18 protein-coding genes are annotated in these 21,407 nt (G+C 71.9%); 10 read left to right on the forward strand and 8 right to left on the reverse strand.

All coding sequences use genetic code 11. The annotated features are described in order from the left end of the window. Positions 1–99: 99 nt before the first annotated feature. The 3 genes from AB0I79_RS14640 to AB0I79_RS14650 form a co-directional block, all read right to left on the reverse strand. Positions 100–597, reverse strand: a complete 498-nt coding sequence (locus AB0I79_RS14640) for an HIT family protein (RefSeq protein ID WP_357872112.1) — start codon at positions 595–597, stop codon at positions 100–102. Positions 598–609: 12 nt separating this feature from the next. Further along, entirely contained in the window at positions 610–1,797 is a 1,188-nt protein-coding gene (locus AB0I79_RS14645) for an MFS transporter (RefSeq protein WP_357872115.1), read from the reverse strand. A gap of 401 nt (positions 1,798–2,198) precedes the next feature. Next, positions 2,199–2,714 (reverse strand): TetR/AcrR family transcriptional regulator, encoded by a 516-nt coding sequence (locus AB0I79_RS14650; protein WP_357872118.1) that lies wholly within the window; start codon positions 2,712–2,714, stop codon positions 2,199–2,201. A 53-nt stretch (positions 2,715–2,767) separates the two neighbouring features. Here AB0I79_RS14650 and AB0I79_RS14655 point away from each other — a divergent pair, with 53 nt between their 5' ends. Beyond that, entirely contained in the window at positions 2,768–3,931 is a 1,164-nt protein-coding gene (locus AB0I79_RS14655) for a cysteine desulfurase family protein (RefSeq protein WP_357872121.1), read from the forward strand. A gap of 39 nt (positions 3,932–3,970) precedes the next feature. Here the strand turns inward: AB0I79_RS14655 and AB0I79_RS14660 are convergent, their stop codons facing one another. Continuing rightward, positions 3,971–5,023 carry a DUF695 domain-containing protein gene (locus AB0I79_RS14660; protein WP_357872124.1) on the reverse strand — a complete coding sequence of 351 codons (1,053 nt, stop codon included), beginning with the start codon at positions 5,021–5,023 and terminating at the stop codon, positions 3,971–3,973. 66 nt (positions 5,024–5,089) lie between these two features. Between AB0I79_RS14660 and mnmA the strand changes: the two genes are divergently transcribed. Beyond that, entirely contained in the window at positions 5,090–6,148 is a 1,059-nt protein-coding gene (gene mnmA / locus AB0I79_RS14665) for a tRNA 2-thiouridine(34) synthase MnmA (protein WP_357872127.1), read from the forward strand. Here mnmA and AB0I79_RS14670 read toward each other — a convergent pair. Beyond that, complete coding sequence (locus AB0I79_RS14670) at positions 6,141–6,773, reverse strand: MBL fold metallo-hydrolase (RefSeq protein ID WP_357872130.1); 633 nt, start codon at positions 6,771–6,773, stop codon at positions 6,141–6,143. The genes mnmA and AB0I79_RS14670 overlap by 8 nt on opposite strands. 24 nt (positions 6,774–6,797) lie before the next feature. Here AB0I79_RS14670 and AB0I79_RS14675 point away from each other — a divergent pair, with 24 nt between their 5' ends. From AB0I79_RS14675 to gatB, 6 genes are all read left to right on the forward strand, one after another. Then, positions 6,798–7,778 (forward strand): methionine synthase, encoded by a 981-nt coding sequence (locus AB0I79_RS14675; RefSeq protein WP_357872133.1) that lies wholly within the window; start codon positions 6,798–6,800, stop codon positions 7,776–7,778. 64 nt (positions 7,779–7,842) lie between these two features. Beyond that, positions 7,843–10,020 (forward strand): NAD-dependent DNA ligase LigA, encoded by a 2,178-nt coding sequence (ligA, locus tag AB0I79_RS14680; RefSeq protein ID WP_357872135.1) that lies wholly within the window; start codon positions 7,843–7,845, stop codon positions 10,018–10,020. A 195-nt stretch (positions 10,021–10,215) separates the two neighbouring features. Beyond that, positions 10,216–12,282 carry an EAL domain-containing protein gene (locus AB0I79_RS14685; RefSeq protein ID WP_357872138.1) on the forward strand — a complete coding sequence of 689 codons (2,067 nt, stop codon included), beginning with the start codon at positions 10,216–10,218 and terminating at the stop codon, positions 12,280–12,282. A gap of 98 nt (positions 12,283–12,380) precedes the next feature. Beyond that, the gene (gatC, locus tag AB0I79_RS14690) at positions 12,381–12,680 is read left to right on the forward strand and encodes an Asp-tRNA(Asn)/Glu-tRNA(Gln) amidotransferase subunit GatC (RefSeq protein WP_043618492.1); all 300 of its coding nucleotides are present in this window, start codon (positions 12,381–12,383) and stop codon (positions 12,678–12,680) included. Next, positions 12,677–14,167 carry an Asp-tRNA(Asn)/Glu-tRNA(Gln) amidotransferase subunit GatA gene (gene gatA, locus AB0I79_RS14695; RefSeq protein WP_357872141.1) on the forward strand — a complete coding sequence of 497 codons (1,491 nt, stop codon included), beginning with the start codon at positions 12,677–12,679 and terminating at the stop codon, positions 14,165–14,167. Before gatC ends, gatA begins: the two co-directional genes overlap by 4 nt. Positions 14,168–14,211: 44 nt before the next feature. Next, positions 14,212–15,720 (forward strand): Asp-tRNA(Asn)/Glu-tRNA(Gln) amidotransferase subunit GatB, encoded by a 1,509-nt coding sequence (gene gatB / locus AB0I79_RS14700; RefSeq protein WP_357872144.1) that lies wholly within the window; start codon positions 14,212–14,214, stop codon positions 15,718–15,720. A 115-nt stretch (positions 15,721–15,835) separates the two neighbouring features. Here the strand turns inward: gatB and AB0I79_RS14705 are convergent, their stop codons facing one another. From AB0I79_RS14705 to AB0I79_RS14715, 3 genes are read right to left on the reverse strand one after another with little or no spacing between them, the layout of a single operon-like run. Next, positions 15,836–17,353 carry a tripartite tricarboxylate transporter permease gene (locus AB0I79_RS14705; protein WP_357872147.1) on the reverse strand — a complete coding sequence of 506 codons (1,518 nt, stop codon included), beginning with the start codon at positions 17,351–17,353 and terminating at the stop codon, positions 15,836–15,838. Continuing rightward, positions 17,350–17,832 (reverse strand): tripartite tricarboxylate transporter TctB family protein, encoded by a 483-nt coding sequence (locus tag AB0I79_RS14710; RefSeq protein WP_357872150.1) that lies wholly within the window; start codon positions 17,830–17,832, stop codon positions 17,350–17,352. Before AB0I79_RS14710 ends, AB0I79_RS14705 begins: the two co-directional genes overlap by 4 nt. Further along, on the reverse strand, positions 17,832–18,800 hold the full coding sequence (locus AB0I79_RS14715; protein WP_357872153.1) for a tripartite tricarboxylate transporter substrate binding protein: 969 nt from the start codon (positions 18,798–18,800) through the stop codon (positions 17,832–17,834). Before AB0I79_RS14715 ends, AB0I79_RS14710 begins: the two co-directional genes overlap by 1 nt. Before the next feature lie 136 nt (positions 18,801–18,936). Here AB0I79_RS14715 and AB0I79_RS14720 point away from each other — a divergent pair, with 136 nt between their 5' ends. Next, a complete protein-coding gene (locus tag AB0I79_RS14720; protein WP_357872156.1) occupies positions 18,937–20,514 on the forward strand; it encodes a sensor histidine kinase in 1,578 nt (525 codons plus the stop codon). Next, complete coding sequence (locus AB0I79_RS14725) at positions 20,511–21,167, forward strand: response regulator (RefSeq protein ID WP_357872159.1); 657 nt, start codon at positions 20,511–20,513, stop codon at positions 21,165–21,167. The genes AB0I79_RS14720 and AB0I79_RS14725 overlap by 4 nt, the downstream gene beginning before the upstream one ends. Positions 21,168–21,407: the final 240 nt, after the last annotated feature.

The following is a 21,407-nucleotide window of genomic DNA, read 5'->3' on the forward strand; positions in this document are numbered from 1 at the left end:
TGGTTGGCGGGACTCTGGGCGGTTCTGTGAGTTCTCTGTGAGCGCGGGGCCGCCACGTGGTGTGCGTGGCGGGGCCCGCGCCGGATCCACAGGAATGTCTCAGGAGAGCGCCGCCCTGAGGCGGGCGGCCAGCTCCTCGGCCTGCTCTCCGGTCCGGGGCAGCACGCCGTTCTCCGCCATCAGCGCGTGGAACTGCTGCTCCTCGTACGGGGTGCCGGGCGGCAGCGCGGCGATGTGCCAGTGCAGGTGCGCGTTGCCCTGCTGGCTGCCCAGGGAGAGCACGTACGTGCGCTCCGACGGCACCACCGACTCCACGGCCAGCGCCACCCTCCTGACCACGCCCATGATCGCGTGGAAGTCGTGCTCGTCGAGGTCGCGCACGACGTGCTCGACGTGCCGCTTCGGGCTGACCAGCACGTAGCCGGGGACGGTGGGGTAGCGCGGCAGGAACGCCAGGTGCCGCTCGTCCTCGTAGACGATCTGTTCGAGGGCGTGATCCGGGTCGCCGGCCACGATGGCGCAGATGAAGCAGGGGCGCGACTTCACCCGTGCCACGTAGGCGGCGACGTCGAAGGGCACTTTCCGCTCAAGATCCATCACCTGATGATGTCAGGCCGCGGCCTCCACGGCCTCGCGGGCGGGCAGGGAGCCCAGCTCGGCCGGCTCACGGCGCGGGAGCAGCCGTCCGGACACCGCGATCAGCACGCCGAGCACGACGCCGATGCCGAGCGCCGTACGCAGCGAGGTCGCGTCCGACAGGAACCCGATCACCACGGGGCCGAGCAGCAGCCCGGCGTACCCCATGGCGCCGGCCTGGGCGATCGCGGGTCCGGGCGCGTCCGTGGCCGTGCCCGCCAGCGACAGCGTGAGCGGCGAGATCGTCGCCACGCCGAGCCCGACGAAGAACATCGCGGACACCGCCACCAGCGCCGCCGGCGCCAGCAGCACGACCGCGAAGAACCCGGCCGTGGCCACCCCGGACGCGGTCAGCATCCCGCGCACCCCGAACCTGACGCGCAGCCGGTCACCCGTGAGCCGGGCGATCAGCATGCCCGCCTCGAAGACCGGGTAACCGAGCGCCGCCACGGCCTCGGGTGCCCCCAGCTCGTCACGCAGGTAGAGGCCGTTCCAGTCGGCCACGGTGCCCTCGACCATGAACGCGAAGAACATGATCGTGCCGAGCAGGTAGACGATCGGCGGCATGCGCCGGCGGCCCTGCCGCGCGGTCTCCGCCGCCGGGGGCTCCGGCAGGTACGTACGGCCGAGCAGCACCATGACCGGCAGCGAGACCAGGGCGACCAGCGCCACGTTCACGGTGAACGGCAGGCCGGCGGCGATCGCCAGGCTGCCCAGCCCGCCCGCCGAGATGGCGCCCACGCACCAGCCGGCGTGCATGCCGTTCATCAGCGGGCGCCCGTACGCCTGCTCGACTGCGGAACCCTGGGCGTTCATGGCGACGTCCACGGTGCCGAAGGCCATGCCGAAGAGCGCCACGGCCACCAGGAGCAGGGGAAGGTCCGGAGCCAGGGCCACGCCGAGGAGGCCGAGTGCCGTCAGGGGGCCGCCTGCCCGCAGGAGCGTCCGGCTGCCCACGCGCGCCATGACGCGCCGCATGGACTGCATGGTCACCAGAGCGCCCAGGCCCCATACCAGCAGGATCGTCCCGACCATGGCCTCGGACAGGCCGAGTTTGTCGGTCAGGGCGGGGATGCGCACGGTCATCGTGCCCACCATCAGGCCGGCAAGGACAAAGGTGAGGACCGCCCCGTAACGGGCACTCCTCAGCTCGCGGGTCATAAGGCCACCTCACTGAAGTTCATAGTTTTTCGTGATGAATCGGGCATGGCAGGTGTGCTGCGGGGCAGCACGGGGCCCGGCGTGCCGGGCCGACCGGGGGGTCGGGTCGGCCGGGGGTCGGGTCGGCCGGGGGGCGGCGTGTGGGCCTGCCGGGGGGTCAGCGTGCCGGGCCGTCAGGAAGCCGCTGTCCTGACGCCTCCTGGCGGAGAGCGACGGGCAGCGGCGTCGACGGGCGACTCCGACCGGGCGGTCGGCGGCGATGGCCTGCCCTGGCGCGGGCGTACCGGAGGGGAGCGGCACGCGGGCACACCGGGGGCCGCGACCCGCATCCGGGCCACGACGTCGGGGCAGGATGGTTGGCGGGCCGGCCGTACGGCGGCCCGGGACGAAGGGGGCAGGACCTAGGCGGACGTGGGTTCGATGAGCGCTTTGAGGCGCTGCTCCAGGACCTGGAGGTCCGCTTCGGTGTTCAGCTCCGGGTCGTGGCTGGCCACGTCCCAGAGCCCCTCGCACGCGAGGCGGACGATCTGCGAGGCCACCGGGTCGGGCTCCTGGCTCAGCTCCTCGCGATGCCATCGGGTCATGGCCTCGCGCAGCGGCGCCAGCAGGAAGAGGTTGCCCGACGCCCCCGTGACGACCGCCCATCGCCGCAGCCTGCCGGAGCGGACGGCGGCCAGGGTGGCACCCAGGTAGCGCTCGGTATACGTGCCGCCGGGCTCAGCGGCCATGAGTGTGTCGAAGTCTTCGATCAACCGCTCCACCATGCCCTTGATCAGGGCCTCTTTGGAGCCGTAGTGATAGAGCAGACCGCCCTTGCTCACGCCCGCCCGGTCGGCCACGGCCGCCAGGGTGAGCGCGGCCGAGCCCTGGTCGCAGAGGAGGTCCTCTGCCGCGTCCAACAGCTCGTCCCTTCGCATGCCTCAACTATACCGTCCGGACGGTACAGTCGCAAACGAGATACTCTGAGCACGTGACCAGACCGTCGGCCTACCTTGATCATGCGGCGACCACCCCCATGCTGCCCGAAGCGATCGAGGCCATGACGGCTCAACTCAAACGCGTCGGAAATGCTTCCTCGCTGCACGCGGCCGGTCGCCAGGTGCGCCGGGTGGTCGAGGAGTCGCGCGAGACGATCGCCGGCGCGCTCGGGGCCAGGCCGAGCGAGGTCGTGTTCACCTCCGGCGGCACCGAGGCCGACAACCTCGCGATCAAGGGCCTCTACTGGGCGCGCCGCCCGCGCAGGCGCGTGCTGATCAGCTCGGTGGAGCACCACGCCGCGCTCGACCCCGCCCAGTGGCTGACCGACAGCCAGGGCGCCGAGGTGGAGCTGCTGGAGGTGGACGAACACGGCCGGGTGCACCCCGAGACGCTGCGCGCCGCCATCGAGCGCGACCCCGACGGCGTGGCCATGATCAGCATCATGTGGGCCAACAACGAGGTGGGCACCGTGCAGCCGGTCCACGTGCTGGCCGCCATCGCGCACGACCACGGCATCCCGTTCCACACCGACGCGGTCCAGGCGGTCGGGCAGTTGCCCGTGTCGTTCTCCGGCTCGGGGGCCGACGCGCTCACGCTCACCGGCCACAAGATCGGCGGGCCGATGGGGGTCGGGGCGCTGCTGCTGGCCAGGGGGCTGACGCCGGTCTCCGTCCAGCACGGCGGGGGGCAGGAGCGCGACGTGCGCTCCGGCACGCTCGACGCGCCCGCCATCGCGGGGCTCGCCGCCGCCGTCAGCACCGCCGTGCGGGAGCAGGAGGCGCTGGAGCGGCGGCTGGTGGAGCTGCGTGACGAGCTCATCCGGCGTGTCCGCGAGGCGGTGCCCGACGTGGTGCTCAACGGCGACCCCGTCAACCGGCTGCCCGGCAACGCGCACTTCTCCTTCCCCGGCTGCGAGGGCGACGCGCTGCTGATGCTGCTCGACGCCAAGGGGGTGGAGTGCTCGACCGGTTCGGCCTGCTCGGCCGGCGTCGCGCAGCCGTCCCACGTGCTGCTGGCCATGGGGGCCGACGCGGCGGCGGCGCGCGGCTCGCTCCGCTTCACGCTGGGGCACACCTCCACGCGCGACGACGTGGACCGGCTGATCGAGGTGCTCCCCGGCGCGGTGGAGCGGGCCCGGCGCGCGGGGCTCGGCTGACCCCGCGCCCAGGCGCGCAGGTGCCGGGCCGGGCGCTGCTCAGGTAAGGAACGGCGCCACCGCGGTCCAGGCAGGGTCGGAGCTCACGTCGACCCGGGGCTCGCCCTCCTCCCAGCCCACGATCAGCTCCTTGGCGTGGATCGCGGCCTCGCCCGTGGGGTCGGCGTACACGTGGATGATCCGGTGGCCCTCGGCGCTGAGGTGCGCGGCCAGCACGGCGTCGTCGCGCAGCTTGAGCAGGCGGGCGGCCAGGCGCTCCTCGAAGTCGCGCAGCGCGGCGAGGGAGTCGCCGACCGGCAGGCCGTTCTCGTCGCGGTGCGCGTACGGGAGCGTGATCGCGATGTGCTGGTCGAAGAGCGGGTGGTCCACCGGACGCAGCGGGTGGCGGGCCGTGGCGACCAGCGGCGCGCCGGTGCCGGTCTGGCCCTCCAGGAGCATCCACTCCTCCTCGGAGTATCCCGAGGCCACGTCGGCGACGACGGCGGGCAGGTGCACCGCCGCCACGGAGTCGATCGGCTCGAACGTGACCGCCGTGATCTCGCCCACCCACCTGGCCACGTCGTCCTCGCCGAGCAGCCAGTCGAGGGCCAGCAGCGTGGTCTCCAGCCGGGTGTCCTCGTCGAGCTCGCCGAAGACGGGGTGGTAGGCGGCCACGTCGACCCTGGGCTGGTTGCGCGGCACGCGCAGGCCGAGCGTGAGCTTGTCGAGCTCGAACACGAAGCCGCCCACGTCGAGCTTGAGCTCCGTCGCCTGCGGGTTGGCCTGGCGCGACGGGTGGAACTCCCACAGCAGGTCGGACGGCGGCGCCGCCTTGGCCCAGCGGTGCGCGAGCGAGCGCAGCTCGGCGTCGCCCGCCGCGGTCACCACCAGGGCGTGCGCGGCCTGCCTGCCGGGGGCCACCTCGTAGACCAGCCCGGGGTTGATCGCGGCGACCGCCGGGGTGAGCAGCTCCTCCACCCCTTCGGCGTCGCCCGCTCCCAGCAGGGCGTCGAGCCGCGGCCTGGCCTCCTGCCACCACGCCCAGAATCCGGCGATGGCCTCGGCCGGCCCGGCGGCCCCTTCGTCTGCGTCCTTGCGCCCGAACAGTCGCATGGTCGAATACTCCCAGACCGAGGGCATGGTCGCGCACTCCCAGGCGGACAGTACGCTGGAACGGTCATGGGACTGCGTGTGCTTGCCGCCATGTCGGGCGGCGTCGACTCCGCCGTGGCCGCCGCTCGGATCGCCGAGGCCGGTCACGACGTCACTGGTGTCCACCTAGCGCTGTCGGCCAACCCCCAATCCCACCGCACGGGGGCCAGGGGCTGCTGCACGATCGAGGACTCGCGCGACGCGCGCCGCGCCGCCGACGTGATCGGCATCCCCTTCTACATCTGGGACATGGCGGAGCGCTTCCAGCGCGACGTGGTCGAGGACTTCGTCTCCGAGTACGCCGCGGGCCGCACCCCCAATCCCTGCCTGCGCTGCAACGAGAAGATCAAGTTCGCCGCGGTGCTGGACCGGGCGCTGGCCCTGGGCTTCGACGCCGTCGCCACCGGCCACCACGCCAAGCTGGTCGACGGGGTCCTGTCGAGGAGCGTCGATCACGGCAAGGACCAGTCGTACGTGCTCGGCGTGCTCACCCGCGAGCAGCTCGGGCACGCGATCTTCCCGCTGGGCGACTCGACCAAGGCCGAGGTGCGTGAGGAGGCCGCCAGGCGCGGCCTGACCGTCGCCGACAAGCCCGACAGCCACGACATCTGCTTCATCGCCGACGGCGACACGCGCGGCTTCCTGGCCGAGCGGCTCGGCGCGGCCGAGGGGCCGATCGTCGACCAGAGCGGCGAGGTCGTGGGCAGCCACCAGGGGGCTCACGGGTTCACGGTCGGGCAGCGCAAGGGCCTGCGCATCGACCGGCCGGCGCCCGACGGCAGGCCGCGTTACGTGCTGTCCATCGAGCCGGTGTCCAACACGGTGACGGTCGGCCCGCGTGCGGCGCTGGAGGTGACCACGATCACCTGCGGCGCCCCGGTGTGGAACGGCCCGTCCGGCCGCGACGACCTGACCGTGCAGCTCAGGGCGCACGGCGAGGTCTACCCGTGCCGGTTCGAGGAGCGCGGGGGCGGGCTGACGATCGAGCTCGCCCGGCCCGCGACGGGTGTCGCGGCGGGCCAGGCGGCCGTGCTCTACTCCGGGGCGACGGTGATCGGCTCGGCCACCATCGTCTCCGCTAGCTGAGCGTGGTCGACTCGCCGACGGGGATGCGGCGGATGTCGGCGCCCTGCTTGTCGGCCTCCATCTTCAGCCAGCCGTCCACCAGGCGGTAGCCGAGCTCGCCGTAGAGGGCGTCATGGGTGGAGTACGCCCGCGCGGGGCGGATCTCGCGCAGATACTCCACCACCTCGCCCAGCTTCAGCCACGGCGCGCCGGTCGGCACCAGCAGCGTGCCCACCTCGGCCTGGGGGACGGTGAGCGCGTCGCCCGGGTAGAACAGCTCGTCGTCGAGCAGGAAACCGACGTTCTGCACGACGGGTATGTCGGGGTGGTTCCTGGCGTGCCACTCGCCGAAGACCCTGACCTGGAAACCGGCCGTCTCGAAGTCGTCGCCGTGCCGCACGACCTGGACCTTGCCCGGCACTTCGGCCAGGTTCGCCGCGACGGCCTCGCAGGTCCAGATCTCCAGCTCGGGTGAGGCGGCCTTCAGCTTCTCGACGTCCACGTGGTCGTAGTGCTCGTGGGTGATGAGCACCGTGTCGGCGCCGTCGAGCACCGGGTCCCGCGTGAACGTGCCCGGGTCGATGACCAGGACCTTGCCGTCCTTCTCCACGCGCACACAGGCGTGGCCGAATTTCGTGAGCTTCATTCGGCAGAGCCTACGCTTGTGCCCATGTCTACGTGGGAAGCCACCGGGGTCGGTTCGCATCCGGGCGAGGATCATCTTGAAGCGATCAGAGTCGTGTTCGGCGAGGTGCCAGGACTGCCGTACCTGCCCGAGCTGCCCGCCAGAGGCGTCGGCGCGGACATGGTGGGGCGGACGGCCGCGCTCCTCGTCGACCTGCCCGTGGAGGTGCAGCCCTCCGGGTGGCGGCTGACCGACCGGCCGGGGCGTGACCACCAGCGGGCCGTCGATCATCTGCGGCGCGACCTCGACGGGCTGGAGGAGGTCGGTCACGACTACACGGGGCCGCTGAAGCTGCAGGTCTGCGGGCCGTGGACGCTGGCCGGGTCGATCGAGCTCAAGTTCGGGGACAAGATGCTCTCCGACGCGGGCGCCGTACGCGACCTGACCGCCTCGCTGGCCCAGGGCGTGGCCGAGCACTGCGCCGAGGTGCGCCGGCGGCTGCCCGGCGTGACCGAGATCGTGCTCCAGCTCGACGAGCCGGGGCTGCCCGGGGTGCTGACGGGGACCGTGCCGACCGCCTCCGGGTTCGGGCGGCTGGCGGCCGTCGAGGAGTGGCGGGTGGAGGAGTCGCTGCGCTCGTTCGAGGATCCCGTCGTGCACTGCTGCGCGCCGGGCGTGCCGTACGCGCTGCTGCGCAGGGCGGGGGTGCGGGCCGTGTCGGTGGACGCGGCGCTGCTGCGGCGCAGGGACGACGAGGAGCTGGGCGAGCTGTTCGAGGCCGGGACGGCGCTGTTCATGGGGGTCGTGCCGGGCAGGGACACGCGGCTGGCCGGCCCCGGCGTGGTGGCCAAGCCGGCGCTGGAGCTGTGGCGGCGGCTGGGGTTCGCGCCCGACCGGCTGGCCTCGCAGGTCGTGCTGACCCCGGCCTGCGGGCTGGCAGGGGCCTCCCCGGCGTACGCGCGGGCGGCGCTGGCGGCCTGCCGGAAGGCGGCGCAGGTGCTCAGGGACGATCCGCGAGAGGGTTGAGCGGTGGTTGTGTCGGTGCCCGACGATAGCGTTTGCACAGGTCATCGTACGGAAGGAGGCTCACGTGGATGAGGTCGAGGGTGTCCCGGTGAGTGCGCTCAAGCGGCACGCCGAGCTCAGCGAGCTGGTCGAGGACGCCCGCTGGCGCTACTACGTGCTCGACCAGCCGACGGTGAGCGACGCCCAGTTCGACGGGTGGTTCAGGGAGCTGCTCGCGCTGGAGGAGGCGCATCCGACGCTCCAGACGCCCGACTCGCCCACGCAGAAGGTGGGCGCCGCGCCGTCGGGTGACTTCGCCAAGGTGCAGCACCTCAACCGGATGGAGAGCCTCGACAACGCCTTCGACGCCGAGGGCATGGCGGCCTGGCAGGCGCGCGCCGAGCGGCTGGCCGAGGGCGATCCCGGCCCCTACCTGTGCGAGCTGAAGATCGACGGGCTGGCCGTGGCGCTGGTCTACCGTGACGGCAAGCTGGAGCGCGGGGCGACCCGCGGCGACGGGCGCACGGGTGACGACGTGACGGCCAACGTCCGCACGATCAAGGGCATCCCGCACCGGCTCAAGGGCGACGACATCCCGAGCCTGGTCGAGATCCGCGGCGAGGTCTACATCCCGGTCGAGGGCTTCAAGCAGCTCAACGAGCAGCTCGTGGAGCAGGGCAAGCCGCCGTTCGCCAACCCCCGCAACTCCGCGGCGGGCACGCTGCGGCAGAAGGACCCGCGTATCACGGCCCAGCGGCCGCTGCGGATGCTGGTGCACGGCATCGGCATCTGGGAGGGCGCGCAGGAGCCGCGGACGCAGTCCCACTGCTACGACCGGCTGCGCGAGTTCGGCCTGCCGGTCAGCGACCTGTACAAGGTGGTGCCGGATCTCGACGGGATCAACGAGTTCATCGAGCACTACCGCGCGCACCGGCACGACCCCGCCTACGAGATCGACGGGGTGGTGGTGAAGGTCGACGACTTCCGCACGCAGCGGGAGCTGGGCTCGACCTCGCGGGCGCCGCGGTGGGCGATCGCGTACAAGTACCCGCCGGAGGAGGTCAACACCAAGCTGCTCGACATCCAGGTGGGCGTGGGGCGGACGGGGCGCGTCACGCCGTACGCGGTGATGGAGCCCGTCGTGGTGGCCGGCTCGACCGTCGAGCGGGCCACGCTGCACAACGCGGCCATCGTGGTCAAGAAGGGCGTGCTCATCGGCGACACCGTGGTGCTGCGCAAGGCGGGCGACGTCATTCCCGAGATCGTCGGGCCGGTCGCCGCGCTGCGCGACGGGTCGGAGCGGGAGTTCGTCATGCCCACGCACTGCCCGGAGTGCGGCACCGAGCTGGCGTACGAGAGGGAGGGCGACGCCGACCTGCGCTGCCCCAACGCGCGCGGCTGCCCGGCCCAGATCCGCGAGCGCATCTACTTCGCGGCAGGCCGGCGCGCGCTCGACATCGACGGGCTGGGCTACGTCGCGGCCACGGCGCTCACCCAGCCGCTGCCGCCGCAGGAGCCGGTGGTGCGCACCGAGGCCGACCTGTTCGACCTGACCCTGGAGAAGCTGCTGCCGATCAGGTCGGTGGTCCGCGACCAGGACACCGGCCTGCCCAAGAGGGACCCGAAGACCGGCGAGCAGAAGGTCGTCACCTTCTTCTCCAACCTCGACGGTCAGCCCAGCGCCGGCGCCCGGCTGCTCATCGAGGAGCTGGAGCGGGCCAAGCAGGTGCCGCTCGCGCAGATCCTGGTCGCCCTGTCGATCCGGCACGTCGGCCCGCCCACCGCGCGCGACCTGGCCGACGCCATGCGCTCGATCGACGCCGTCATGAACGCCTCCGAAGAGGAGCTGGCCGCGGTCGAGGGCATCGGGCCCAGGGTGGCGGCCACGATCAAGGAGTGGTTCGAGGTCGACTGGCACCGGGAGATCATCGAGCGGTGGCGGGCGGCCGGCGTCCGGATGGAGGACGAGCCGGCGCCCGAGAAGGGGCCGCAGACGTTGCAGGGGCTGACGTTCGTGGTGACGGGCACGCTGGAGGGTTACACGCGTGACACGGCCGCCGAGGCGCTGACCAGCCGGGGCGGGAAGGTGTCCGGGTCGGTGTCGAAGAAGACGTCGTTCCTGGTGGCGGGGGAGAACGCCGGGTCGAAGTATGACAAGGCGGTCAGTCTCGGCGTGCCGATTCTCGACGGGGCCGGGTTCGAGGTGCTGCTCGCCGAGGGGCCGGAGGCGGCGGCCGGGGTGGCGGTCACGCCGGAGGGCTAGCGTCCCGGCCGGAAGAGGGGTTCGTCCGCAGGGGTGCGGGCGGGCCCCTTCTTCGTTGTGTGCTCGGTTTGCTACTGAGGGTGCTTTTTGGGTATATGTCGGGAAGGAGAAGTGACGGAACGTACGCGCTTGGTTTCGCGAAGTGGGGTGAAGGTCGTACCCTCCCATAGTGACCTAATGGGGGTTCTGTTACCGATGACTGACCCAACCGACACCCGCGACACCGGACCACGCGTCGGCACACCCTTGTGGGGCTACCTCGCGGGAATCACTGTGATCGGCTTCACCGCTCTGGTGGTGGCCATGCTCAGGCTGGACGCGGCCGGGGTGGCGGGCCTGGCCCGCACGCCGCTGTTCTGGGTGCTCGCGGTGCTGGTGATCCTGGGGGAGCTCCGGCCGGTGATGGTGTCGTCCGCGACGACCGTCGGCGGCACGTACCCGTCCACCATGTTCACCTTCGCCGTGCTGCTCCACCTGGGGCTGCCCGTGGCGGTGCTGATGCAGGCCGTGGCCGTCGTGATCAATGGCGTGGTGACGCGCAGGTCGTGGCACCGGGTCATGTTCAACATCGCCCAGTCCACGCTCGCGCTCACCGCCGCGGCCGTGGTGCTGGGGACGTTCGGCATCGTGCCGAGCCCGGCCGCGCCGTGGGTGCCCGGCGGGGGCGACCTGCTGGCGATCGCGCTGGCCGGCATCGCCTACTTCGTCACCAGGGCCACCCTCGTGAGCGGCGCGGTCGCGCTGCACGAGCGGCGCTCGATCATGCGCGTGCTGAAGGTCACCGTGGGCCCGCAGAGCCTCGTCTACACCGGGCTGCTGGGCCTGGCGCCCCTGGTCGTGGTGGTCATGAGCCACTCGCCCGGCCTCGTGCCGCTCTTCGTCGCCCCACTGGCCGCCGTCTACTTCACCGCCACGCTCTCGATGCGCCGCGACCACCAGGCCCTGCACGACGAGCTGACCGGCCTGCCCAACCGCAAGATGCTCATCGTCAGCACCGAGGAGGCGCTGGCCGAGGCGCGCCAGGACGAGCGGGTCGGGCTGTTCCTGCTCGACCTCGACCGGTTCAAGGAGGTCAACGACACGCTGGGACACCCGGTGGGCGACCGGCTGCTGCAACTGATCGCGCACCGGCTCACCCATTCCGTACGGCCCGGCGACGTCGTGGCCAGGCTGGGCGGCGACGAGTTCGCGGTGCTGCTGCCCTCGATCAGGGACGCCCACGCGGCCAGGGAGGTGGCGGCCCGGCTGCGGGCGGCCCTGACCGAGCCCGTACGCCTGGAGGGCATGACGTTCGACCTCGACGCCTCCGTCGGCATCGCGCTCTACCCCGAGCACGCGCCCGACTTCGAGCTGCTGCTGCAACGGGCCGACGTGGCCATGTACCTGGCCAAGGAGGGGCGCACCGGCGTCGAGCTCTACCAGCCCGACAAGGACCGCAACTCGCCCGAGCGCCTCACCCTGCTCGGCGACCTGCGCCGGGCGATCGACAACCGCGAGCTGCGCCTGCACTACCAGCCCAAGGTGGGGCTGGGCGGCGGCGACATCCAGGGGGTCGAGGCGCTGCTGCGCTGGCGGCACCCGGTGCACGGGCCGATCGCGCCGTCGGACTTCGTGCCGCTGGCCGAGCAGTCGTACCTGATGCGGCAGCTCACCGCGTACGTGGTCGAGGAGGCGCTGGAGCAGGCGGCGGCCTGGTGGCACACGGGGCTGCGGGTGCAGATCTCGGTGAACATCTCCGCCCGCGACCTGCTCGCCTCCGCGCTGCCCGAGCAGCTCGAGGTCGGCCTGGCCAGGTACGGCCTGCCGCCCACCGCCATCCAGCTGGAGGTCACCGAGCGCATCCTGACCGGTGACCAGGCCTACACCCAGGAGACGATCAAGGCCCTGGCCGCGCTCGGCGTCCCCCTGGCCCTCGACGACTTCGGCACCGGCTACTCCTCGCTGATCCGGCTCCAGCGGCTGGCGGTGTCGGAGGTCAAGATCGACGCCTCGTTCGTCCGCCGGATCGCGGAGTCGGAGGACGACTACCGCATCGTGCGCTCCATCGTGGACCTGGTCCGCTCGCTCGGGCTGCGCTCGGTCGCGGAGGGCGTGGAGTCGGACGACGTGGCGATGCGGCTGGTGGAGATGGGCTGCGACGTGGGGCAGGGCTGGCTGTTCTGCCACCCGATGCCGGCCGAGGAGGCCGCCGTGTGGCTGCGTGACCGGGCGGGCGGCGCGGCGGAGTACGGGTACCAGCCTGAGGTCAGCAGCTCGGCCTGAGGATGTTGCCGGTGGGTTAATGGTTCGGGGCTGCTTGGTCAAGCCCCCTAGGATGGCAGTGTCCAAAGACTCCATCCACGAAACGGGTTCAACGACTCATGTCCGCCATAACCCGCGACGAGGTCGCACACCTGGCCCGGTTGTCCAGGCTGGCGCTGACCGACGACGAGCTTGATCACTACGCCACCCAGCTCGATGCCATCATCGAGTCGGTCGCGAAGGTGGCCGAGGTCGCCGCCGAGGACGTGCCGCCTTCGTCGCACGCGCTTCCGCTGACCAATGTCTTCCGTGCCGACGAGGTGCGACAGTCCCTGACGCCCGACCAGGCGCTCGCCGGCGCCCCCGCCGTCGAGGACGACCGCTTCCGGGTGCCGCGCATCCTCGGGGAGGAGGCATGAGCTTGATCCGTAAGACCGCCGCCGAGCTGGGGTCGATGATCGCCGCCGGCGAGGTGTCGGCCGTGGAGGTGGCCGAGGCGCACCTCGACCGCATGGCCGAGGTGGAGCCCAAGGTCAAGGCGTTCCTGCACGTCGATCGCGAGGTCACGCTGGAGCAGGCGCGGGCCGTGGACACCAGGCTGCGGGCCGGCGAGAAGCTCGGGCCGCTGGCCGGAGTGCCGATCGCGCACAAGGACATCTTCACCACCCACGACATGCCGACGACGGCCGCCTCCAAGATCCTCGAGGGCTGGCGGCCCCCGTACGACGCGACCGTCACCGCCCGCCTGCGCGAGGCCGGGCTGGTCATCCTGGGCAAGACGAACCTCGACGAGTTCGCCATGGGCTCCTCGACGGAGAACTCCGCCTACCACGCCACCCACAACCCGTGGGACCTGACGAAGATCCCCGGCGGCTCGTCGGGTGGCTCCAGCGCGGCGGTGGCCGCGTACGAGGCGCCGCTGTCCACGGGCACCGACACCGGCGGCTCCATCCGGCAGCCCGCCTCGGTGACCGGCATCGTGGGTATGAAGCCCACCTATGGTGGTTCGTCCCGTTACGGCCTGATCGCCTTCGCCAGCTCGCTCGACACGCCGGGGCCGTTCGCCCGCAACGTGCTCGACGCGGCGCTGCTGCACGAGGCGTTCTCCGGCTACGACCCGATGGACTCCACCTCGATCGACGCGCCCGTGCCCTCGGTCGTCGAGGCCGCCAGGAACCCCGACGTCGCCGGCATGCGGATCGGCGTCGTCAAGGAGTTCGCCGGCGAGGGCTACCAGGCGGGCGTCCTGGCCCGCTACCACGAGGCAGTCCAGCTCCTGGAGTCGCTCGGGGCCAAGGTCGTCGAGGTCTCCTGCCCGTCGTTCACGACCGCGCTGCCCGCCTACTACCTGATCGCGCCCTCGGAGTGCTCGTCCAACCTGGCGCGCTTCGACGCCATGCGGTACGGCCTGCGCGTGGGCGACGACGGCACCCGCAGCGCCGAGGAGGTCATGGCGCTGACCAGGGCCGCCGGGTTCGGCCCCGAGGTCAAGCGGCGCATCATGCTGGGCACGTACGCGCTGTCGAGCGGCTACTACGACGCCTACTACGGCCAGGCGCAGAAGGTGCGCACGGTCATCGCGCGCGAGTTCGAGGCCGCCTACCAGCAGGTCGACGTGCTGGTGTCGCCGACGACGCCGACCACGGCGTTCGCGATCGGCGAGCGCGCCGACGACCCGATGGCGATGTACCTCGCCGACCTGTGCACGATCCCGTCCAACCTGGCGGGCAACGCGGCCATGTCGGTGCCGTGCGGCCTGGCCGACGAGGACGGCCTGCCGGTGGGCCTGCAGATCATGGCCCCGGTCCTGGCCGACGACCGCTGCTACCGCGTGGGCGCGGCCGTGGAGCAGGCCCTGGAGAGCCGCTGGGGCGGCAGCCTGCTGTCCAAGGCCCCGGAGCTGTAGGGCGACCCGCACATGCTGCATCGATCCGAACGAAGGACCTCACGATGACTGCCGGCACGATCATGCCGTACGACGAAGCGCTCGAGCGGTTCGAGCCGGTGCTCGGCCTCGAGACGCATGTCGAGCTGGGCACCAAGTCGAAGATGTTCTGCGGTTGCAAGACGACCTTCGGCGCCCCGCCCAACACGCAGGTCTGCCCGACCTGCCTGGCCTTCCCCGGCGCGCTGCCGGTGGCCAACGCCCAGGCCATCGAGTCGACGATCCGCATCGGCCTGGCGCTCAACTGCTCGATCGCCGAGTGGTGCCGCATGGCCCGGAAGAACTACTTCTATCCGGACATGCCGAAGAACTACCAGATCTCGCAGTACGACGAGCCGCTCTGCTTCGACGGGTACATCGACGTCGAGGTCGACGGCGAGACCGTGCGGATCGAGATCGAGCGGGTGCACCTGGAGGAGGACACCGGCAAGTCCACCCACGTGGGCGGCTCGACCGGGCGCATCCACGGGGCCGACTACTCGATCGTCGACTACAACCGCGCGGGCATCCCGCTGGTCGAGATCGTGACCAAGCCCATCCCGGGCACCGACAGGCTCGCGCCCGAGGTGGCCAGGGCGTACGTCACCGAGCTGCGCGAGATCATGCGCTCGCTGGGCGTCTCCGACGTGCGCATGGAGGAGGGCTCGCTGCGGTGTGACGTCAACGTCTCGCTGATGCCGCGCGGCTCGTCCGAGTGGGGCACCCGTACGGAGACCAAGAACGTCAACTCGCTGCGCAGCGTCGAGCGGGCCGTGCGGAGCGAGATCGAGCGGCAGGCCGCCGTCCTCGCCGGCGGCGGGAAGATCATCCAGGAGACCCGGCACTTCCACGAGGACACCGGCACCACCACGTCCGGCCGGTCCAAGGAGGAGGCGCAGGACTACCGCTACTTCCCCGAGCCCGACCTGGTGCCGATCGCGCCCGACCCGGCGTGGGTGGCCGAGCTGAAGGCGGCCCTGCCCGAGCTGCCGTCGGTCAAGCGCAAGCGGCTGCAGACCGAATGGGGCCTGTCCGACCTCGACATGCAGGCCATGCACAACGCCGACGCCATCGACCTGGTCGAGGCCACGGTCGCGGCCGGCGCGCCGGCGGCCGACGCGCGCAAGTGGTGGATGGGTGAGCTGGCGCGCAGGTCCAACGAGACGGGCACGCCGCTGGCCGACCTGCCGATCACGCCCGAGCAGATCGCCCGGGTGACCGAGCTGGTGGCGTCGGGCGCGCTCAACGACAAGCTGGCGCGCGAGGTGCTCGAAGGCGTGCTGGCCGGCGAGGGCACGCCGGACGAGGTGGTCGAGCGGCGCGGGCTGAAGATCGTCAACGACGAGGGCGAGCTGTCGGCGATCATCGACCAGGTGCTGGCCGACAACGCCGACGCGGCCGAGAAGGTGCGGTCCGGGAAGATCGCCGCGGCGGGCGCGCTCGTGGGCGGCGTCATGCGGGCCAGCAAGGGCAAGGCCGACGCGGCCCGGGCCCGGCAGCTCATCCTGGAGAAGCTCGGCGTCAGCGAGGGCTGACCCCGATCCATCCGGTTGGCCCCGTCGATCCGGACAGATCGGCGGGGCCGCTCCAAGAACCACGATGAAGGATGCCCGGCCCGGGCCGCGGCTACTCCTCGCGTGACGGTCGCGGTCAGTCCTCCCCGCGTGGCGCGGGGGCGAGGCCGCGGCGGGCCAGGAGCTTCCTGAACAGGGGCGTCAGCAGCGCCAGCGCCGACAGCGCGAGCAGCACGGCCGCGATCGGGCTGCGGACGAGCACGCTCACGTCGCCCGCCCCGATGGCCAGCGCCCGGCGGAGCTGGATCTCCGCCATCGGGCCCAGGATCATGCCGATCACGGCGGGCGCCACCGGCAGGCCGAAGCGCCGCATGGCGAAGCCGAGCAGGCCGAGCACGTACAGGACGAACAGGTCCACCACGGTGCCGTTCAGCGCGTAGACGCCGAGGGCGGCGAAGAGCACGATCCCGGCGTACAGGTACGGCCGGGGGACGCGTAGGACGCGGGCCCAGAGCGGGGCCATGGGCAGGTTCAGCACCAGCAGCATCGCGTTGCCGATGAACAGCGACGCGATCATGCCCCACACCAGCGCCGGGTTGTGGTCGAAGAGCTGCGGCCCCGGCTGCAGGCCGTACTGCTGGAAGGCGGCCAGCAGGATGGCGGCCGTGGCGGAGGTGGGCAGGCCCAGCGTGAGCAGCGGGACCAGGGTGCCGGCCGCGGAGGCGTTGTTGGCCGCCTCGGGGCCCGCGACGCCCTCGATGGCGCCCTTGCCGTACTCCTCGCGGGCCACGCCGCGGGCCAGGCGCTTCTCGGCCGCGTACGACAGGAACGTGGGGATCTCGGCCCCGCCCCCCGGCAACGCCCCGAACGGGAAGCCCAGAGCGGTGCCGCGCAGCCAGGGCAGCCAGGAGCGGCGCCAGTCGGAGCGGCCCATCCACGCCCGGCCGACCGGCACCACCTCGGGAGGCGCGTGGCGCAGGCGGGAGGCCACGTACAGGGCCTCGCCGAGCGCGAACAGGCCGACCGCGACGATCACCACGTCGATGCCGTCGAGGAGCTGCGGGATGCCCAGCGTGAGCCGGGCCTGGCCGGTCTGCTGGTCGATGCCGATCAGGCCGATCACCAGGCCGAGGCCGAGCGAGGCCAGGCCGCGCACGACCGAGCGGGACAGCACCGACGACACGGCCGTGAAGGCCAGGACGGCCAGCGCGAAGTAGTCCTCGGGGCCGAACGCGATTGCGAAGCTCACCACCGCGGGCGCCGCCACGACCAGGAGCGCCGTGGCGATGGTGCCGGCCACGAACGAGCCGATCGCGGCCGTGGCCAGCGCCTGGGCGGCCCGCCCGCGCCTGGCCATCTTGTTGCCCTCCAGCGCCGTGATCATCGACGAGGACTCGCCCGGCGTGTTGAGCAGGATGGAGGTGGTCGAGCCGCCGTACATGCCGCCGTAGTAGATCCCGGCGAACATGATGAACGCGCTGGCCGGCGGCACCGTGAAGGTGATCGGCAGCAGCAGCGCCACGGTCATCGCGGGCCCGATGCCGGGCAGCACGCCGACGAGGGTGCCGAGCGTGACGCCGATGAGCGCGTACAGGAGGTTGACGGGGGTGAGCGCGGCGGCGAAGCCGTCGAGCAGGAGCTGGAAGGAGGTCACAGCGCGAACACCCCGTTCGGCAGGTTCACGCCCAGGCCGTTGACGAACAGCAGGTACGTCGCCACGCCCATGACCACGGCGATCACGGCGGCCCGCAACCTGTGCTCGGCCCCGAGCGCCACGGACAGGCCGAAGAACAGCAGGCTCGCGCCGACGATCCAGCCGAGCAGGTCCAGCAGCGCGGCGAAGGCCAGGAAGATGCCGCTGACCAGGGCGAGGCTGCGCCAGTCTGTGGGCGCGGCGGCGTCCACGTCCTCGCTCTCCTCGGGGTCGCCGTGGCCGCCGCGCAGCACGTCGGCCACGTAGAACAGGCCGATGAGCACCATGGCGCCGCCCACCAGCATGGGGAAGAAGCGCGGCCCGATGCCGAGCTGGGAGGCCGCCGCCGACACCTCGAGCGTGCCGACCACGACGAGCACGCCCAGCACCAGCACCACGACCGCCAGCCCGAGCTCGGGCCGCCACCGACGCCCGATCATCAGGAGACGAGCCCCATCTCGGCGATGATGCCCTTGACCCGGGTCTGCTCGGCGTTGAGGAAGTCGGCGAACTGCTGCCCGGTCTGGAAGGAGTCGATCCAGCCGTTCTTGGTCACCGCGTCCTTCCACGGCTGCGAGTCGTGCATCTTGGTGACCGCGTCCGTCAGGGCCTTCTTGTCGGCCTCGGAGAGCCCGCCGGGGGCGACGAAGCCGCGCCAGTTGGCCAGCTCGACGTCCAGCCCGGCCTCCTTGAGCGTGGGGGCGTCCAGGCCGGGCAGCCGCTCGGCGGAGGTCACGCCCAGGGCGCGCAGCTTGCCGGACTTCACGTGCTCGGCGAACTCCGCCACGCCGGAGATGCCCGCGCTGACCTTGTTGCCGAGCAGCTCGTTCAGCGCCTCGCCGCCGCCCGAGTGGGCGATGTAGTTGACCCGCTTGGGGTCCACGCCGGCGGCCTTGGCCATCAGGCCGGCCACGATGTGGTCGGTGCCGCCCGCGGAGCCGCCCGAGATCGACACCTTCGCCGGGTCGGCCTTCCAGGCCGCCACCAGGTCGGCCACCGACTTGTACGGGGACGCCGCCGGCACCACGACCAGCTCGTACTCCTCGGTCAGCTTGGCGATGGGCGTGGTCTCGGCGAGCGTGACCTTCGACTTGTTCTGCTCGATGGCGCCCACCATGACCAGGCCCATGGTCATCAGCAGGTTGCCGTTGCCCTTCTCGCCGGCGAGCTGCGCCAGGCCGATCGTGCCGCCGGCGCCGGGCACGTTGAACACCTCGACCTTGCGCTGCGGGTCGGCCGTCTTGAACGCCTGCTCCGCCGTGCGGGAGGTCTGGTCCCAGCCGCCGCCGGGCGCGGCGGGGGCCATGATCCGCAGGGGTCCGGCGGCGGAGGTGCCGCCCGACTGACCGCACGCCGTCAGCGTGCCGAGGGAGAGTGCCGCGAGAGCGGCGAGTACGCGCAAGCGCATGATCACTCCAGGGGGGATTTTCACTGTTATGGAACTGGCATGGTGAAGTGCCATCCGCGGCCCGTCGAGGCTTTGCGCGCTTGGCGTCATAGTGGTCGTATTGGTCGCGACCCGGACGTGACCTGTGTTTGTTTCCATGGGCCAGGTGAGACGGGTTCGTGACGCCTCCCTGGGGACGCAGCTGTTCGTCCTCCAGATGGTGATCGTGCTGCTCGCCGTCGGTGGCACCGGAGGCGTGTGGGCCGAGCACACGCGTGACCAGCTCGACGAGCTGCACCAGCAGCGGGCGCTGGCCATCGCGCAGTCGGTGGCCGGGCTGCCCGAGGTCAGGAGGGCGTTCGGGCTGGCGCGGCCCGAGAGCGTGCTGCAGCCGCTGGCCATGAGCGTGCAGCAGGAGACCGGCGCCGACTACGTGGTGATCGCCAACACCGAGCAGGAGCGCTACGCCCATCCCAACGCCTCCCTGATCGGCAAGCGGCTGTCCACCGACGGCAGCGCGGTCCTGCGTACGGGCCGGAGCTGGGTCGGCACCGAGACCGGCACCATCGGCACGACGGTCAGGGGCAAGGCCCCCATCCGCGACGAGTACGGCACGGTCATCGGCCTCGTCTCGGTCGGCGTGCTGGAGACCACGGTCATCAGCCAGGTCTTCCAGGCGCTGCCGCCGCTCCTGTGGACGGCGCTGGCCGTGCTGCTGGCCGGGCTCGCCCTGGCCGCGCTGATCACCGCGCGGGTGCGCAGGCAGACGTTCGGGCTGGAGCCGCGCGAGATCGCCGCGCTGCTGGAGCAGCGCGAGGGCGTGTTGCACGGCGTCAAGGAGGGCGTGCTCGCGCTCGACCTGGCGGGCAGGGTGACCCTGGTCAACGACGCCGCCCGCGAGCTGCTCGGGGACGTCGGCGCGGACCTGACGCAGATGCCGGTCTCCGAGCGCATGCGCGACGTGCTCGGCGGCGCCGACCCCGGCGAGGACCGCATCGTGCTGCACGGGGACCGGGTGCTGGTGCTCAACCGCACCCCCGTCTGGGTACGCGGGCGCCACCGCGGCTGGGTGGTCACCCTGCGGGACCGCACCGAGCTGATCCGGCTGGCCCGCGAGCTGGACGACGCCAGCAGCGCCACCGACGCGCTGCGGGCCCAGGCGCACGAGTTCGCCAACCGCATGCACACCGTGGTCGGCCTGCTGGAGCTGGGCGAGCACGAGGCGGCCATCGGCTTCATCACCCGCACCACCCACGGCGCCTACTCCACCGACCTGCGCGCGCGCATCCAGGACCCCACGCTCGCCGCCCTGCTGCTGGCCAAGTCGGCCGAGGCGGCCGAGCGCGGGGCCGAGCTCGTGCTGGCGGAGGACTCCTCGGTGCCCGAGGGCCTGCTCGGCGATCCCCGCGACGCGGTCCTCGTGGTCGGCAACCTGGTCGCCAACGCCATCGACGCGCTCGACGGCGCGCAGGGCACGATCGAGGTGTCGGTGCAGGCCGACGCGGGCGGGCTGCGCGTACGGGTCGGCGACTCAGGCCCCGGCATCGCGCCCGACCTGGTGGAGGAGGTCTTCAGGGAGGGGTTCACGACGAAGGCCGCGAAGGCGGGGCCGCGCGGGCTGGGGCTGGCGCTGACCCGGCAGGTGTGCCTGCGCAGGGGCGGATGGGTACAGGTACGGAACGCGGGCGGAGCGGTCTTCACCGCGCTGCTCCCGGCGAAGGCAGGTTCCTCGTGATCCGCGTGCTGGTCGTCGACGACGACTTCATGGTCGCCCGCATCCACAGCGGCTACGTGGGCCGGGTGCCGGGCTTCAGCGTGGCCTCCGTCGCGCACAGCGGCGCCGACGCGCTGGCGGCGGCGGCCGAGCTGCGGCCGGACCTCGTGCTGCTCGACATCTACCTGCCCGACATGTCGGGCCTGGACGTGCTCAAGGCGCTGCACGACGTGGACGTCCTCGTGGTCAGCGCCGCCCGCGACGTGCCCACCGTCAGGGAGGCCATGCGGGGTGGCGCGGTCAACTACCTCATCAAGCCGTTCACCGCCGCCGCCCTGGCCGAGCGCCTGCGGCAGTACGCCGACACCCGCAACCGCCTGACCGCCATCGGCCCCGAGGCCCGCCAGGACGACGTGGACCGGCTCTTCGGCACGCTCAAGACCGCCGTCCCCATGCCGAAAGGGTTGTCGGCGGCCACCTGCGCGCTGGTCGCCGATACCCTGCGAGAGGCGGGCCGCGACCTGTCAGCCGCGGAGGCTGCCGAGCTCACGGGCCTGTCGCGGGTCAGCACCCGCCGCTACCTGGAACACCTGTGCGCGGCGGGGCAGGCCGAGTTCCGTCCGCGTTACGGCACGGCCGGCCGGCCGGAACATCGCTACCGGTGGCTAGGTTGACACATTTCCGTAGCCATTTCCCGTGACATATGCGGATCTGCGTGCCTTACTGTTGCCTGAGACTTGGCTGCGGACCGGGAGGAGATTGAGGCGTGCGAAACGCCGGACCGATCGAATCACCGACCGACCCGTTCGCCTCGGTGCCCTTACCGACGTCGGCTGTCACCAGAAGACCGCGGATCGAAGGACTGCCCCCGGGGGTCTCCCGGGACATCTTCGGCCCGCCGGAGAAGCAGGAGC

This window comes from Nonomuraea sp. NPDC050202 (assembly GCF_040656115.1).
Classification (GTDB): domain Bacteria; phylum Actinomycetota; class Actinomycetes; order Streptosporangiales; family Streptosporangiaceae; genus Nonomuraea.

Bases quoted from the DNA above. Each gene is read 5' to 3' on its own strand.
- AB0I79_RS14640 (WP_357872112.1), bottom strand. From the start codon at position 597: ATGGATCTTGAGCGGAAAGTGCCCTTCGACGTCGCCGCCTACGTGGCA.
- AB0I79_RS14645 (WP_357872115.1), bottom strand. From the start codon at position 1,797: ATGACCCGCGAGCTGAGGAGTGCCCGTTACGGGGCGGTCCTCACCTTT.
- AB0I79_RS14650 (WP_357872118.1), bottom strand. From the start codon at position 2,714: ATGCGAAGGGACGAGCTGTTGGACGCGGCAGAGGACCTCCTCTGCGAC.
- AB0I79_RS14660 (WP_357872124.1), bottom strand. From the start codon at position 5,023: ATGCGACTGTTCGGGCGCAAGGACGCAGACGAAGGGGCCGCCGGGCCG.
- mnmA (WP_357872127.1), top strand. From the start codon at position 5,090: ATGGGACTGCGTGTGCTTGCCGCCATGTCGGGCGGCGTCGACTCCGCC.
- AB0I79_RS14670 (WP_357872130.1), bottom strand. From the start codon at position 6,773: ATGAAGCTCACGAAATTCGGCCACGCCTGTGTGCGCGTGGAGAAGGAC.
- AB0I79_RS14675 (WP_357872133.1), top strand. From the start codon at position 6,798: ATGTCTACGTGGGAAGCCACCGGGGTCGGTTCGCATCCGGGCGAGGAT.
- AB0I79_RS14685 (WP_357872138.1), top strand. From the start codon at position 10,216: ATGACTGACCCAACCGACACCCGCGACACCGGACCACGCGTCGGCACA.
- gatC (WP_043618492.1), top strand. From the start codon at position 12,381: ATGTCCGCCATAACCCGCGACGAGGTCGCACACCTGGCCCGGTTGTCC.
- gatA (WP_357872141.1), top strand. From the start codon at position 12,677: ATGAGCTTGATCCGTAAGACCGCCGCCGAGCTGGGGTCGATGATCGCC.
- gatB (WP_357872144.1), top strand. From the start codon at position 14,212: ATGACTGCCGGCACGATCATGCCGTACGACGAAGCGCTCGAGCGGTTC.
- AB0I79_RS14710 (WP_357872150.1), bottom strand. From the start codon at position 17,832: ATGATCGGGCGTCGGTGGCGGCCCGAGCTCGGGCTGGCGGTCGTGGTG.
- AB0I79_RS14715 (WP_357872153.1), bottom strand. From the start codon at position 18,800: ATGCGCTTGCGCGTACTCGCCGCTCTCGCGGCACTCTCCCTCGGCACG.
- AB0I79_RS14720 (WP_357872156.1), top strand. From the start codon at position 18,937: ATGGGCCAGGTGAGACGGGTTCGTGACGCCTCCCTGGGGACGCAGCTG.